This is a genomic window from Desemzia sp. C1, from assembly GCF_020882875.1.
Lineage (GTDB): Bacteria > Bacillota > Bacilli > Lactobacillales > Carnobacteriaceae > Desemzia > Desemzia incerta.
Genome location: NZ_JAJIZP010000003.1, coordinates 866992 through 883056 on the forward strand (window position 1 = coordinate 866992; position 16065 = coordinate 883056).

Sequence of the window (16065 nt, forward strand, 5' to 3'; positions counted from 1 at the left end):
TCTATATTTTTCCTTTTTGTTTGTTTATTATGTTAGATTTATCTCTAAGCATCACATTAACGACAACTTCATCTATTCCTAATTGTTCAGCATTTTCCATTTCCATGACTTTTCTAAAAAAAAAAATTTTATCCATTACTTTAAAATATCCAATTAACACCTGTACAGTACATTAAAGTAGATACCAAGTCGTTTATTTTTTTCGTAAATCAGAATAGTTCTAAACGACCTGTGTACAACAACTGTTGACGTCAAGTAGACATCGGCAATTTCTGCTAATTAATTTTCGGTTCTTTCCGCTGTTAGTTGAACGATTGGGAATGGAGTTTTTCCAGCAAAAGAATTTTATTTCGCAACAACTCATGCATTTGTATATTCATTATATCGGCTGCCTATAATTCGTCAATAAAACCATCTTCTTTTCCAAGTTATGTTTAACTATGGATTTATAAAAAAATTAAAACGTAACATTGAGTAAATGTATTAGCCTTTATTAATAGGCCACTTGTTTTTTTTCATTACCAAATATCTGGATCATTTATATTCCCCTTAATTTGTATTAATAACTTAGATAATAATAAAATTATAGCATTATTCTCTTGCTCTGAGTTTTAAGTATTTCTTCATTGCGAAGAATTTCAATTAACTTCTTAAAGGGTTTTGTTTGATACTTACCTTTACTGAAAATAATATGATTCACACTTATCAGCTCTAAATGGTTTCCTTTTATTTCTACTATCTCTCCACTATTAAGTTCCTTTTCAACCTTCTGTCTTGGCAAAACACTTATTCCTAAATTCTGTTTTACTGCTTGAATCAAAGCTTGTGAATTTGCACTTGTCCATACTGGAGTCACGCATATATTGTGTAATAATAATGCACTATCAAAAACATCTCTGAGTTACACTAATGTAGCAAAGAATTGATATTTTGAATAACTCTCTCTACGTTAGCTTCATACTACATCCAGAAATAACTATATCCTTACAGTTACAAAAAATTGAGATCCACAACTTTCGTATACAATCGAGTAGGAGATAAATAATTAATTTATTTATCGTCCTCTCACACCACCGTACGTACCGTTCGGTATACGGCGGTTCAATTTCATATAACATGCTTTTGTTTTAAATAGTAACTATCTGGAGATACTAGACCTTTGAAGGCTAGTATCTTATTGGTTACTGTGGTTGTCATAACCCAGGACAGGGCTATTCGGGCAGTTCCTTTGGAACTGTGGCTATTCATGTAGGCGTTGTAGTCGCTCATCCCTAGTTTAGTGAGGGCTCTTCTTCGATTTTTGGCTGTTTTCCATTGGTGCCAGATACACATCCTCAGTCGATAACGAAGATGACTCGCTATTTTCTTGAGTTTTGTGTGCATATTTCCTATTTTGAAATAGTTCACCCATCCTCTGATGACTTGATTCAATTTAACGATGCGGTAAGCCATATCAATGCCCCAGCTTTTCTTGCTTAGCTGATGAAGCTTATATTTAAACGTCTCGATTGATATGGCATGAGGCTTTGCTTGATAGCCTTTATCTGCTTTCGACCAATAGAATCCAAATCCCAAGAATTTAAAGGTTGGGTCATTAGGTTTAATGATTTTCGATTTACTCGTGTTCACAGTTAAACCCAGAGTTTCCTCAATATATCGTGTAACCGAACGCATTACGCGCCTTGCTGCGAATTCGCTCTTAACGAGGATAATGCAGTCATCTGCGTATCGCACGAAGTGTAGACCTCTTCTCTCTAGTTCTTGGTCGAGTTCATTTAAGAGGATATTACTCAATAATGGCGAGAGGTTTCCCCCTTGGGGAGTGCCAACTGGACTTTCCTCATATTCTCCGTTTACCATAATGCCACTCACGAGATATTTCCGAATCAATGATATCACATCACCATCGGTTATTTTCCGAGAAACTAGATTCATCAGTCGATCATGGTTAACAGTGTCAAAGAACTTCTCTAAATCAATGTCGACAATCCAGTGATAACCTTCGTTCATATCTCTTAGCCCTTGCGCTATAGCCATATGGGCGTTGCGGTTTGGACGGAATCCATAACTACTGTTGTGGAAGTGTTCGTCAAAAATGGGTGTGAGAACTTGTGCAATCGCTTGTTGAATAACTCGGTCAACCACTGTCGGTATACCCAGTAGTCTGACCCCACCCGATGGTTTAGGTATTTCTCCTCTTCTGACAGGTTTAGGTTGATAGTGACGTTGACGAATAGTCTGAATAAGCTCTTCTTTGTGCTGACGAAGATATTCTTTAGCCTCTTCGATAGACATACCGTCAATGCCTGCGGCACCTTTATTCCGTTCCACTTGTCGAAAGGCTTCGTTTAAATTATTTCTGGATAGGATTCTATCCAGTGTCCTGTTTTCCTTGCATGCTTGTTACTCCTTTTCTGCTCTCGTAAGGCAGCTATCTACTTTTACGCTGTCGTAGCCAATAGTCTTTGGCGGCCTCCAATAAAGATGTTTGTAACGATAAAATTGTTCGGTCCTTCGCTCTTTCTAGCTTTCACTAGCTGTCTTCACTACTACGACCTCTGCTGACTTCTCATGAGTCAAGCACTTATCACTAAGTGTATTTGGTATAACGTCATGAGACCTCCCCAGTTAAGGTGCGAACTCTTTCACTCCATCTATCTGCCACATTTATGCTTCGAGTTAGGACAGTTATCGGACTTTAGCTTCTTTCGCAGCCTTATCCACTCGACTCACCTCTTATGTGATTTCTGTTCGTCAGACCAGAGTTTTGCCTTAGGCTTCCTTCAGATTCCACCTCACGGTGGACACCCTTGCCGTCAGCTATATGCTTACCACTGTCAGGTCGCATTCGGGACTTGCACCCGTTAGAGTTCGCCCATGCTGGGCGAACAAAAGAAGAGAACTGCAATAAGCAATTCTCTCTTGATACCCAATATTGTAATATTCCACAGAACTGTAAATAATCACAATTCATAAAAAATATTGTATAAAATTACCGACTAATATCTTCAAAGTATTGTAAATCAGACTACTTGTTAAAGATCTTCGGACCTTTGCGCATGTTTTTCATATCGTTTTTTGGATCGGTCGTTTGTTTAGATTTCCCACCGCCTGCTTGTTTCTTTTTGATCAACTCTAACATTTTTTCTTTTGAATTCATTTTCCCACCACCTCATTGGTGTAACACTAAATACTCTCAGTGAGATAAGAGGAGCGGCAACTACATGAATGGAAGTTTTAGAAATGACTACCTTCTTCTTGCATCCATTATTATTTCCCATATCCTTTGCCCAACTTCACAATATCCGGTTTACATTCTTCCCTAAATCATACAGGATAAACCGCGATGTGACAACATATTTTCATTTACTGAACAGATAAATTGTCTAAGAAATGTCAGTAATGTCGCACAAGAATAACTCACACTTTTTATATTTCAAATGTACTCCCTGTAACTGCCATTAAGGATATTGGGAGTGCATTCTGTTATAGTAAGGAAAAGAACCACTAGTTTTCTATTGTTTACTAACTGTTGGTTTGGTACATTTTCTCACTATACGGAGTGTTGTTATGTTTACATTAGGCAGAAAAATCGATTTGCGTTATAAACCCAATCTCATAATCGTACTCGCTTCATTGATCGTAGTTGCGGCAGGATGGTTAATATTTGGGGAGTTCCCCTTAGGAATCTCACTAGGCGGGGGATTCTTTTTGACTTGGGTATTCTCTAGAGAATTGGATCCGGCATATGACTATTCCGCCTACTTAGCGGCTGTTTTGTCTCTTTCGATGCTAATTGATTTTGAAGCCATTCACTTCCTTAACGCCTTATGGCTGGTGCTTCACATGAGAGCAGTAAATGGCATCACAGGCAAAGATTTGACCCTTTTCGATGTACTCACCTTAATGGGTCTCACTGTTTTTCTCTCTTTCAATTATCAGAACAGCATCTATTTGTTTCTCTTTGCTTTAGCCATGATGTTTATCCGGCAAACGAGAACGAAACCAAAAGCTGCAGGGATAGCTGGAATTCTGGCTTTCATCTTGTTTATCGTCCAAAGTACTTGGATGTCCGGCTTATCTTTCAACCCAGTCAACTTCTTGAATTTGTTTGATCTGCTCATGATAGCAGGACCCTGTTTTTCACTGATCGTATTTCGGTCATTGTCCCGTATCAAAATGGAAGACGACAAAGGGAACAGTGTCGCTCAATCTAGAATATTTTCCAGTCAACTGTTGTACAATATGGCAGTGCTGCTTTTATTTTTCTTCAGCGACATCTCTTTTAGCGATCAAATGATTTATTTGTCTGCTAATATCGGTGTCGTCCTTCATTTTCTTATCCTTAAGTCTAAAATTAAATAACGTTAAACCAGCGCCCATGCGACTAATCAGACACATGGGTGCTGGTTTCTTAAGTTAATGAAATTGTCCTATAGCTAGTCCCGTTAGAAATCTAAATCATCATCTTCCTGTTTAGGTTCTTTTTTAAACAGCAACGAAACTAAACTGCCTATCAAAAGGACCACTATCGCTGCGAAAATAAGTTTTGCTAAAAAGAAAACCATTTTATCACCTACTCGTTAGTATCTACAATTGCTTGACCCGTTTGTACTTCAACCCAACCATGTTCCAAGCGAGCTTCTACTTCTTTTAATTTGATCAATTCTTCTGTGATTGATTCAGATAATTTTTTATTGGCTTCCGCCTCTGCTTCTGCAGCTTTCACTTTTTGGTAAGCTAAACTGTCCGCTTTTGTTTTTGCTGTATCAGCTTCTAAGAGAGCTTTTTCTTTTTCTTGACCAGCTTTGATGATCTCATCAATGGATTTTTGCGTTTCCGCATCAACATCCGGAACTCCAAAAGCAACATCTTCTACCAAGAATCCTTTAGGCTCAACTGCTTTAGTGAAATCTTCTAAAATTGATTGCTGAACTTCTGTCGATTTCGATCCCGTCACATCCAACAAGCTGTATCTAGCAACAACACTACGCGATGATTTCAACAATTGGGCTTTCAACCAGTTAGCTTCAATATCTTCTACACTAATGCTTCCAAATTCTTTAAACACATCAGAAACCTTTTTTGAATCTACTTTGTAAGCATATGTAATCGATACATGAGTAGCTTTTCCATCTTCCGTAGCCAAGTTCAATTTCTCTGCTTTAACCGTCTGTAAGCGAATTGGGTACTGTGTTACTTTATCCAAACCGACAAATTTAACCCCTTGGCTTAGCGTTTGATCTCTTACTCCGCCATTCATTGAGTAACGGACCCCAACATAACCATTTTCAATCTTTTCAAAAAACACTAAAAATCCGCCCACTAATAAGATAATGACTAAAAGACCAATCATTAACCCTTTGATTTTTTTGATGCTGTTCTTATCGTATATTTTCTCGTTCAATTCTATGTCCTCTTTTCTCTTTTTCAACTAAATCACTAATCTAATAATTACTACTTCTTACTTATTCCCTTGCAAAACCACCCCGTGTAACTGTTTACTGCCATGCACAAAAAGAAATACACAGGCTTTTCTGCTGTAAGCCTGTGTATTCTTTTCGCCATACTTTCTCTTTTACGAGTTGATTCTATATACACGTCTCTTCTCGTAAAAAATCATCTCAATCATTATACCAAAGAAATGGAGCAAAACGCTGGATTCCATAAATATCTAACATTAATTATAACAATTAATTTAATTACCGCGATTCTAGAAAGCCATTTTTATATAAATCTAGTTCTTTCATAAATGTTTGCTTCCTAAATCAGAATTAAAGGAATTATGTATATAGCCTTTGATATCTACATCACTCCCAATTCCTATTGGGTTAATTTCATACTCTTTGATCATAAAGTTGTTAAGACCTGAATTTTTTAACTCTGCTGCTTAGAATCAAAAAAGCGGTTAAACTCAACCTGCCTTGTACATCAGGTATGTCTAGTTTGATTCTGCAACTTTTAAAAAGTTCTTTATTGTCTCCATCCCTCTCACTTGGATCCTTTTTAGATAAATCAAATAAAACGGATGAATTACATTAAAATCACTTAAAGGTATCTTTTTCAATATTCCTTTGTTGAGTTCCTCTTCAACAGCTCTCTGATAAATAAAACTGATCCCTAAATTTTTTTCGACTAATTTTTTAGTTGCACCAATGCTCCCGATCATCATAACTTTCGAAAAGCTGTCTAAGTGGATCCCTTTACTTTTTATGGCTGTTTCGAAAATCAGCCGTGATCCTGATCCTTCTTCACGGACTAGAAGAGGTGTAGAAAATAAGTCGTTAATGCTTTGTTCTTGTTTCCATAAAGAACTTTTTTCTGAACAGACAGCGATAAACGGTTCTTCAACGATTTTCTGGAATTCAAATACAGACTGATTGAATTCTCCTTCTACGAACGCAAAATCAATTTTTCCATGTTCCATCAATTCGATCAAATGTTGGGTATTATCTGTTACCATCGAGATATCATGCGCTGGATACTGGTTCAAATACGACTCAATGAGTCCAGGCATCATGTATTCCCCAATCGTCAAGGAGGCTCCAAATACAAGGGTATTGTGCTCTACAGTAGAAGTTAATTGTTCTTGGACCTTAGCGATCTCTCTTTGGAGCAAATAAAGATCCTTTTGCAGCTTTTTTCCTTTAGCGGTTAACGATAATTTTCTCTTTTCATAATGAATCAGTTCAACCCCTAACTCCTGTTGCAAAGACTGAATATGCTGGGTGACAGCCGGCTGGGTAATGTGCAATCTTTTGGCTGTGGTCGTGTAATTCATTTCTTCTGTCAAAGTAAGGAACGTTCGGTACCGATAATCTAACATCTAATGCCACTCCTAAATAAGAATTTCTTATAATTATATAATAAATGATTATTTTATTTTATACAATCTTCGATATATTATAATACTATAAATATTTGGAGGAGGTTTAACATGCTCGCAAAATTAAAAAAAAGCTATTCTATTTTGCCCGGGCTACTAATCAGTGTTTTGATATCATTAATAAGCCAGTATTTATCTGCCCTTCTGCCAAATTTAGGCGCAGCACTGATCGCAATTTTTTTAGGAATTTTGTTAGGAAATACTTTTTTAAACAAGCCTTATTTTAAAAAAGGAACTAAATTTTCTGAAAAATCTCTCTTAGAATGGTCGATCGTGTTAAATGGAATAATTTTAGATTTTCAAATCATCAAGCAAGTTGATTTTACTGGATTGGTTTTTATTATTCTTCAAATGGTTTTGACGATTTTATTCGCTTATTGGATCGGTCGAACTATGAAGTTTAATAAAAAAATGTCTTTGTTGATGGGTGCCGGCAATGCAGTCTGCGGTTCTTCTGCTATCGGGACCGTTTCTCCAGTGATCGATGCTGACAAGAAAGATAAAGCTATGTCCATCACTATAGTTAATGTAACAGGAACCATATTGATGGTCTCACTGCCTATTCTCGCTTCTGTTCTGTACCACAACGAAGTCGTTCAAACATCAGCCTTGATTGGAGGAACGGTCCAATCCATAGGACAAGTCGTTGCTTCAGCTAAATTGGTGAGTATGGACGTTACTAATTTGTCTATAGTATTCAAACTTATGAGAGTCCTCCTTATCATCGGAGTAGCCTTATCTTTCAGTAAATTAAACACTAAAGAGGAAGAACCGCTATTTTCTAAATCAGCAGTTGATCCAATATCTGCTGATTTGGAAAAAAATGCAAGCCTAATGACTATTCCCTGGTTTATTGCAGGATTTTTCATTTTGTTCTTGCTTAGAAGTTTTCTACCCTTACCTTCCTTTATGATCCATAGTTCCGAAGTCATCAGTAATCAATTTGAGATTACCGCTTTAGCTGCAATTGGTCTTCAGGTCAAGTTCTCTGATATCTTGAAAGAAGGGCCTCGTACCATGTTATATGGCTTACTGATTGGCTGCTTCCAAGTTATTCTAGCAATTAGTTTGATTTTTTGGCTGTTCTAGTTTAGAATACAATATTTCAAAAAAAGCAGCGGCTGATTGATGATACTCTCTAGAAAGCATACAGTGCACCGAGTCTTACCCCAAGTATCTAACAAGAGTAATAATAAGTATTCATTTCTCACTCTATAAAGTAGCTGCAACCATTGGGAGAGTAAGTATTAGAACACTATTTGATACCTATTAACCGACTATACTAATAGTATCAAAGTCGATACTTATTTAAGAGTATTAGTTGATTTTTCTCTATATGTACACTATAATGTACATATAGAGAAAAAGGAGTTGAGAAAAGATGGATATAATCACACCAACAAACTTCAGAAAAGACATGTTCAACACTTTAAACAAGATATCAACTGAAAACGCAACTTTAGAAATCACTTTAAATGCGAAGAATGGTTCAAATGATGGTGTAGTCTTACTCTCTAAAAGAGAATATGATAAAATGCAAGAAGAATTGTACTTGGAAAGAACTGGCACATTGAGTTATGTGTTAGATGCAATGGAAAATTCAACTGAAGACGATTTCGAGGAAATTTAATGACAGATTGGAAAATAAGACAATATAAAGAAGTCAAAAAGAAGCACATTCCATTATTAGAAAAAGCTGGTCTAAAAGGTGACTATGATGAAATAGTTGAAATACTAAGAAAGAATCCTTTTGAGCAGGTCAGGAGAAATGAAGTTCTTCAGCCAAAACACAAGAAAATCCATTCAATGAGAATCAATGGACAGCATAGAGTTGTGTTTACAATTGATAAGAAGGAAAAGACTGTGACAATATGGACAGCATGGTCTCACTATGAGAAGAACATACCTATCTGATACTGGTGTATGTTCTTCTCATTATTACTTATTTGGAATCCTATCATATGAGTAGGGTAATGTACGAGAGTATTCCTGATTCTATTAGGGTTTCCCCTTTTGAAACAAAAAAAGAACCTTAAACTAATAAAATTCTCAATACATGATTTTATATAAAATAGTGTGTTGAAAGTTATAAATAGCTTTTTTCTTAACCTATAACATATTTTTATCGTTTAAGTAGCTAATTACCACCGGCGTAGCATTAAAATTTTAACCGTTCCATGGCATAAAAAAAGCCTTTATAATGGGAGTGAATGACATATCTAAGACCATTACAAAATGGCTAACGACGTGGCTGTTTATTAAACAAAAATCATCCTAGATAAATAGTTTCCGTTTATAAATTAAAAAATCTCACTCCTACATCTCGTTAAGCGATAGCGGTCTTTAATCAGTACACGAAAAAATATCAATTCAGTCAAAGAAGAATGTCTGATTTATAGGAAAAGAACGCATCCATCCTGAACAATTCAAGATACCAACGCTTACCATCACGATTATGATTCCTTTGATGTACTTTTGAATAAACCCTTAGCCACTTATTGAGCTATTTATTCTCTCTGTTTTAACTTCACTTTATAAAGGACTGATACGATTGATAATGGATAGACTAAATGATGTGACAAATTCCTATAAAAAAAATTCGACTTTCTATATATTAAGCTTATTCTTTCAAGAGCATATTCATGAGATTCCTTATATTACAATGGATGAGGTTGCTATTAGAACCTTTGTATCAAAAAGTCAAATTTCTAAATATGTCAGATATTTAGACTATAAAACTTACATTGACTTTAAAGACGCTTGCTTAGAATACCTTGAATCCTTAGAGAGACGCCGTCACGATTCGAAAGAATCTAATAATATGAAAGATACTATTCTAAACTTTACAGATACTATGATTCACTTTCTTAACTTTTTAACAAGTTTGTTAGACTATAATCACCTGGAGTTATTAACTGAACAGCTTACTTCTGCAAGCACTATATTTGTATTTGCTCAAGGCGATGCGCGCTACCTCTGCCATCAGATCCAAACAGAACTACAAGTGATTAACATGAATGTTATTATTTGCGATGTTGATTTTCAACATTCCTACGATATTAGCGACGATGATTTATTATTAGTACTCAGTATTGACGGCAATACTTTCAAGTACGACAAACGAGTAGTGAAGAGACTCGAGGAAACGAATGGAACAAAATGGCTCATAAGTTGTCAAAGTAATATAAAATTCAAAGGGCAACAGTTGCATGTTCCCATACAATATGGACAATTCAATGCCTACTTCTTCAAATACGTTATTGATTTATTAATTCTCAATTTAAAGCAAACCTATTAAGCTTGTTCGTCAAGGAAGTTTCTTTTAAAGAAACTTCCTTTTTGATTAGCAACATATCCCTTATACTTTGTGATAAGAGCAAGGAGGAATATACATGTCATTTCCAAACAATTTTTTATGGGGCGGAGCAACCGCTGCGAATCAAACAGAAGGTGCTTACGATATTAATGGACGAGGCCCATCAAATCTAGATTATATGCCATACGGGGATTTACGTTTCCAAGTAGGTACAGGAAACTTGGACCCTAAATCTTTACCAGAGGATGCTTTCTTTCCATCAAGAGTCGCCATTGACCATTATCACCATTACAAAGAGGATATTGCACTGATGGCCCAAATGGGATTCAAAGTCTATCGATTATCACTCTCTTGGTCAAGAATTTATCCTAAGGGAAATGAATCAAAACCTAACCCGTTAGGTCTTGATTACTATCTGAATGTCTTTAAAGAATGTCGAAAATATAATATCGAACCCTTAGTAACTATCAATCATTTTGATATCCCTATGCATTTGGTTGACGAATATGGTGGATGGAAGAATCGCCAAACTATTGATTTTTATTTAAAATTCACCGAAACGTTGTTTAATCATTATAAAGATTATGTCAAATATTGGCTTACTTTTAATGAAATCAATATGGTCTTACATTTCCCCTTTGTAGCAACGGGCTTAACTTTTAAACCAGAGGATAATAGAGAGCAGATTACAACTGATGTGATCCATCATCAATTAGTCGCCAGCTCTAAAGCAACTCAGCTTGCTAAAAAAATAAACCCAGATTTTCAAATTGGATGTATGCTGGCTGCTGGAAGTTATTATGCTCAGACGCCGCGTCCAGAAGATGTATGGAAATCTATCCAAGATTCACGTGAAAGCTATATGTTTTCAGATGTCCAAGTAAGAGGAAGCTACCCTAATTATTACTTAAAACAAATCGAACAACAAAATCTCACTCTTCCTATTAAAGACGGTGATATTGAAGTTTTAAGAGACCACACTGTAGATTTTATCAGCTTTTCTTATTATTCTTCAAGAGTAAGCAGTGCCCAACCTGATGCTGCGAATCAAACTGAAAGCAATATTTTCGCTTCAGAAATCAATCCTTATTTAGAAACTAGCGAATGGGGTTGGCAGATTGATCCACTAGGATTTCGAATTACAATCAATGAAATTTATGATCGTTACAACAAACCTATGTTTGTTGTAGAGAATGGTTTAGGAGCTGTCGATAATTTAACAGAAAATGATGAGATTCATGATGATTATAGAATTGAATACCATAAAGAACATATCAAAGCCATGTCTGACGCAATCACTCTAGATGGTGTCGAATTAATCGGCTATACATCATGGGCATGTATTGATTCTATTTCTAATGGAACTGGTGAAATGGCTAAGCGCTATGGTTTTATTTATGTTGACCGAGATAATTCCGGTAAAGGAACATTCAGACGTATTCCGAAAAAATCTTTTTATTGGTATCAAGAAGTAATTAAAAATAACGGTGAAAATTTAAATGAAAAATAAATTTAATCTAACCTCATTATTTCGTTTCTTTCTTCTTTTATTCGGATCTTTAGTCATGGGCTTGGGAGTTTCATTATCCATATCAACAGGTTATGGGAGTGATTCTCTTTCTTGGGTCTGGCAGGGTATTTCACTTCATACTAATTTATCTTTAAATCAAGCCAATATGATCATCACTTTACTAATGCTGATTCCACCTTTAATTTATGACCGCGCTCAATTAGGTATTGGGAGTATTCTCCAGCCTTATATTGTTGGAGCAACTGCCGAATATATATTAAACCAAGGACTCAGTAATCCGGGCAACTTTCTTTTCTTAATTATAGGTATTTTATTACTTGGGATTGGAGCCGGTATCTATACTAGTGCAAATCTAGGGAAAGTGCCTTATGATGCATGTGTTTTTTGGATTAGTAAGGCCACGAACAGCTCAATTGGATTGATTAGAAGTTTAGGAGATTTGTGTCTCTTTATTATTGCTTGGTTGCTTAATCAGCATCTTATTATTGGTCCTTTAATCTCCGTATTTCTGATTGGTTACATTCTAAACACTACGTATAATTTAATTAATACGTCTTTACAAAAGAGTAAGTACACGATATTTAAGTAATGCGCTTAAAAATTTTCTGATACTAAACAAAAAATCATGTTATTATCTTACTTTCTAGAAATGATGGATCAAAAGATTGGATAAACATTAAATATGATTCGAAGTACAGTGCAATATAGACGGAGCTTAGCATTAAAAGAATTAAAAACTGAAACAGAGGGATAGAAGAGCATGAATAAGCTCTTCTATCCTTCTGTTTTTTTATTAATCAGTTCTTATCTCTCTCAGTTATCCAATTTGCTCAATATGAAAATGCAAAGGCTATTCATCTTATTTTGAAGCAGTATCAGCCTTATATGAAAAATCAGCTTTACGGTTTGTTTAAGATGCAAATGGCACACAAAATTCTGAGTACTTCTTATTTGCTTACAGTAAACCATCTGGAGAAGTTAATCGTTCGTTGCACATTGATTAGTTGAACTGCCGAATTGACACATTTAAAAATAGCTACGACAATAATTTGTGTGAACATACTAAACATAGTGAATTTAGATGGCTACAATGCTTTTGATTGGGTTCAAAATAACCTTATTTTAAATAAAAAAGTATTGATGTTATCATAGAGATGCGAGGAATCTTAATCAGAATAGGTTTGAACTGAATGCAAAATACTCTAATTGTTTGAAAAGTGTGTAGAGGATGAACAAATATCGAAAACGTACTGTTTCTATTTCAATTGCTACACTTGTTGGTTTTTTAGTATTGTCTTTACTAACATCTAATTGGAAATTCTTTTTATGGAGTTTATTACCTATTTTTATGGTTTTGATACTTACATTTACTGCTAAACCTGATAAAAAAAGCAGTCGGGAATAAAATGAAAATTCTATGTCTCTTCTTTTTCTAAAAAAATTGTTAATTCAGGAGGATTTTATGAAAAATTTCGTTACACAATCATGGTTATTAGAAAATTATTCAAATGATAACTTAATCTTACTTGATGCTCGTGCAGAATTAAATGATCCAAAAGCCGGATATAATCAATACAAAAAAGGACACCTCAAAAGAGCTCAATTCGTCTCTTTAGAAGATACAATGACTGGAAAAGTTAGCGAACATGGCGGTCGGCATCCTTTACCAGATATGGAAGTATTTATTAAGGAAATGATGCAGCTAGGTATTTCTGATTCTTCCACAGTTATCATTTATGATGATGGGAAACTGGCAATGGCAGGCAGATTGTGGTGGTTGTTAAAATATGCTGGCAAAGCTAAAGTGTTTTTATTAGAAGGCGGTATAAAACAATGGGTCGATAATGGGTTAGAAATGACTACTGATATTGTAGAACCGCAATCTTCTGGGACTTTAAGCTTGAATTTAAATGAATCCATGATTGCAGAATTCTCTGAAGTAAAGACTGCTGTTGACTTAGAACAAACAGCCATAATCGATTCCAGAGCGTACGAACGGTATTCTGGACAAGTGGAACCCTTAGATAGATTGCCTGGACACATTCCTAGTGCTTTAAACTATCCTTGGATGGAGTTGGTTAATGAAGGTACTATAGCAGACATCAAAAATATAAATGAAAAGTTCAAATCTCTGGAGGAGTATGAGGATATTATTGTTCATTGCGGATCTGGAATAACCGGGACAGTAAATATGTTGTTTATGGAAGAAGCTGGCTTGAAACCGAGGTTATATCCAGGAGGCTACAGTGACTGGGTCAGTTACGAAAACAATCAAGTGGTAAAAGACTAAAAAACAATGGTTTATTATTGATAGCGCTTAAGCTAAATGCTATGCTCAAAATAATAAAGGAGGAGATAGCTATGATTCGTTATCAACTGTGAAGAAGGTAAGAGAATGTGTTTTAACATGCATCGAATTTTTTGCAAAAAACACATTCAGGAGGAATAAATAATGGCTCATCAAATCAACAGAACTAGTTTGATTGAAAAACAACAGGAACTTCAATTCTCTGGGAGCATCCATGTTCGTAAGAGTGGTAAAACAATCATTACAGAGGGCTTTGGCCATGCTAACCGCTCTGATAAAATTGCAAATCAACCGCATACTCGTTTTTCAATTGCATCTGGCAGTAAGATTTTTACGTCTATTGCGATTTGCAAGTTGGTCGAAGAAGGAAAACTCACGTTTGACACGAAAATCATTGATTGTTTGGATATTGATTTCCCGCATTTTGATAAAGACATTACCATACACCATCTACTAACGCATACTTCTGGTGTTCCAGATTATTTCGATGAAGATGAAATGGATGATTATGAAGTGCTTTGGGAAAGCGTGCCAATGTATCGTGTTCGCTGTGCCGAAGATTTTTTGCCCATGTTCCAGTATGAAAAAATGCAAGACAAAGTAGGAAGTCCTTTTGAATACAATAATACGGGCTTTATTATTTTGGGACTTGTTATTGAGTCTGTTAGTGGGATGAGTTTCAGTGGCTATATCGAAAAAAACATCTTTCAAACAGCTGGTATGACTGGTTCAGGATACTTCTCAATGGATGAACTGCCTGAAAGCACTTCGCTCGGGTATATAGAAAAACCTGATGGTACGTGGAAATCAAATATTTATTCTCTACCTGCCAAAGGCGGACCTGATGGTGGTGCCTATGTTACCGCAACTGATATGGGCATATTTTGGGAAGCATTAATGAATGGGAAGTTGTTATCAGAAGAAATGACTCGCCTGTTATTGACTCCTCAAGAAAACGTTGTAGAAGACATCTTTTACGGTTATGTTGGGTACATGGAATCAAATGAACAGGGCGTCGTAAAGTATATACAAATGGGTTATGACCCAGGAGTAAATTATCGTGCTGTTTATTATCCAGATCAAGATCTTACCATCATTGTTTGCTCCAATCATTCAGAAGGTGCTTATGAGATGCTGAAGGAAATAGAGCGTTTAATAGTGAATAACTAGAGTGTCAATCAGGGCTGATTCTGTGATTAGTCCTGATTTTTTAATGTGTTGGCAAAAATAAGGACTTAAATACAGTTCCCTCTCCTTCAAATGTTTTATTCCTCATAACAATGCACTTAACCTAACGGAATAATATTACACTCCTTTCAATGCACCTTAAGTTGAATAAAGGTGATTGGTCTTTATTGAGATATTGAAATGGACCCTATATCAAGGACATTAAAAAAAAAAGACCCTATGCAACACCCATAAAAAATTACTTCCTGTATTGAGCAGGGGGCAATTTTTTTAGATTCCATTGTCCGCGTTCATTATTATAATAGTCAATGTAGTCACCTACAATTGTTCGCAATTCTTCTAAATTTGTACAATCTTTATATTTTATTTCATCTTTCAAATGCTCAAAGAACGACTCTTGTGGAGCGTTATCACAACAATTACCTCTTCTGGACATGGACTGGCCTAACTGATTATCTGCCAACTTTTTATGAAACTTTGGACTAGTGTAATGGACACCTTGGTCTGAATGGATAAAGGCATCTGCGTATAGCGTTGCGCCGTGGGCGCTCATTAATAAATCAACAGAATTTAAAGAAATATCAAGTTTTAGGTTATCAGACACATAATGAGAGAGCACCTCTTTTGTCGTACCGTCATTAATAGTTGATAAATAACCTATGAACCCATCAACTCCAGGTAAATAAGTGATATTTGTTAAGAGAACTTTATGAGCTATTCCTTGATCAAAATGACGTTCCAACTTATTCTCAACAGTCTGGTGTTCTTTAGTAGCTTTCGCCATTCTCTTATGTCAAGGACAGTATAAAATTGTAGGTTTATGACAGAATAAAAAT

The 16065-nt window shown here is 35.6% G+C and carries 15 protein-coding genes; 9 read left to right on the forward strand and 6 right to left on the reverse strand.

Translation table 11 applies throughout. The features are described from left to right. Position 1: 1 nt before the first annotated feature. The 3 genes from LMF32_RS13570 to LMF32_RS13575 all read right to left on the reverse strand — a co-directional run bounded on the left by LMF32_RS13570 (position 2) and on the right by LMF32_RS13575 (position 3160). Positions 2-136 carry a hypothetical protein gene (locus LMF32_RS13570; RefSeq protein ID WP_262926740.1) on the reverse strand — a complete coding sequence of 45 codons (135 nt, stop codon included), beginning with the start codon at positions 134-136 and terminating at the stop codon, positions 2-4. Positions 137-1107: 971 nt separating this feature from the next. Further along, a complete protein-coding gene (gene ltrA / locus LMF32_RS04640) occupies positions 1108-2379 on the reverse strand; it encodes a group II intron reverse transcriptase/maturase (RefSeq protein WP_242597331.1) in 1272 nt (423 codons plus the stop codon). Between the two features lie 649 nt (positions 2380-3028). Then, a complete protein-coding gene (locus LMF32_RS13575; RefSeq protein WP_262926741.1) occupies positions 3029-3160 on the reverse strand; it encodes a hypothetical protein in 132 nt (43 codons plus the stop codon). Positions 3161-3570: 410 nt separating this feature from the next. Here LMF32_RS13575 and LMF32_RS04645 point away from each other — a divergent pair, with 410 nt between their 5' ends. After that, on the forward strand, positions 3571-4365 hold the full coding sequence (locus LMF32_RS04645) for a hypothetical protein (protein ID WP_230524012.1): 795 nt from the start codon (positions 3571-3573) through the stop codon (positions 4363-4365). Between the two features lie 211 nt (positions 4366-4576). Here the strand turns inward: LMF32_RS04645 and LMF32_RS04650 are convergent, their stop codons facing one another. Both LMF32_RS04650 and LMF32_RS04655 read right to left on the reverse strand, forming a co-directional pair. Further along, positions 4577-5356, reverse strand: coding sequence for an SPFH domain-containing protein (locus tag LMF32_RS04650; RefSeq protein WP_230525078.1), 780 nt, complete (start codon positions 5354-5356; stop codon positions 4577-4579). A 585-nt stretch (positions 5357-5941) separates the two neighbouring features. Beyond that, a complete protein-coding gene (locus LMF32_RS04655) occupies positions 5942-6826 on the reverse strand; it encodes a LysR family transcriptional regulator (RefSeq protein ID WP_230524013.1) in 885 nt (294 codons plus the stop codon). Between the two features lie 111 nt (positions 6827-6937). On the opposite strand from LMF32_RS04655, the gene LMF32_RS04660 reads away from it, so the two are divergent. The 8 genes from LMF32_RS04660 (at position 6938) to LMF32_RS04695 (ending at position 15211) form a co-directional block, all read left to right on the forward strand. After that, positions 6938-7975: a putative sulfate exporter family transporter gene (locus LMF32_RS04660; RefSeq protein ID WP_230524014.1), complete on the forward strand. Its 1038-nt coding sequence runs from the start codon at positions 6938-6940 to the stop codon at positions 7973-7975. A 292-nt stretch (positions 7976-8267) separates the two neighbouring features. Further along, positions 8268-8516, forward strand: a complete 249-nt coding sequence (locus LMF32_RS04665; protein WP_188205485.1) for a type II toxin-antitoxin system Phd/YefM family antitoxin — start codon at positions 8268-8270, stop codon at positions 8514-8516. Next, positions 8516-8800, forward strand: coding sequence for a type II toxin-antitoxin system YoeB family toxin (locus LMF32_RS04670; RefSeq protein ID WP_188205484.1), 285 nt, complete (start codon positions 8516-8518; stop codon positions 8798-8800). Before LMF32_RS04665 ends, LMF32_RS04670 begins: the two co-directional genes overlap by 1 nt. Before the next feature lie 643 nt (positions 8801-9443). Further along, positions 9444-10184, forward strand: coding sequence for a MurR/RpiR family transcriptional regulator (locus LMF32_RS04675; protein ID WP_230524015.1), 741 nt, complete (start codon positions 9444-9446; stop codon positions 10182-10184). Between the two features lie 94 nt (positions 10185-10278). Further along, a complete protein-coding gene (locus LMF32_RS04680; RefSeq protein ID WP_230524016.1) occupies positions 10279-11712 on the forward strand; it encodes a 6-phospho-beta-glucosidase in 1434 nt (477 codons plus the stop codon). Next, a complete protein-coding gene (locus tag LMF32_RS04685; RefSeq protein WP_230524017.1) occupies positions 11702-12322 on the forward strand; it encodes a hypothetical protein in 621 nt (206 codons plus the stop codon). Before LMF32_RS04680 ends, LMF32_RS04685 begins: the two co-directional genes overlap by 11 nt. Positions 12323-13195: 873 nt before the next feature. Continuing rightward, on the forward strand, positions 13196-14023 hold the full coding sequence (locus LMF32_RS04690; protein WP_230524018.1) for a sulfurtransferase: 828 nt from the start codon (positions 13196-13198) through the stop codon (positions 14021-14023). Positions 14024-14185: 162 nt separating this feature from the next. Then, positions 14186-15211 (forward strand): serine hydrolase, encoded by a 1026-nt coding sequence (locus LMF32_RS04695; protein ID WP_230524019.1) that lies wholly within the window; start codon positions 14186-14188, stop codon positions 15209-15211. A 256-nt stretch (positions 15212-15467) separates the two neighbouring features. Here the strand turns inward: LMF32_RS04695 and LMF32_RS04700 are convergent, their stop codons facing one another. After that, complete coding sequence (locus LMF32_RS04700) at positions 15468-16013, reverse strand: IS3 family transposase (protein WP_230524020.1); 546 nt, start codon at positions 16011-16013, stop codon at positions 15468-15470. Between the last annotated feature and the right edge of the window lie 52 nt (positions 16014-16065).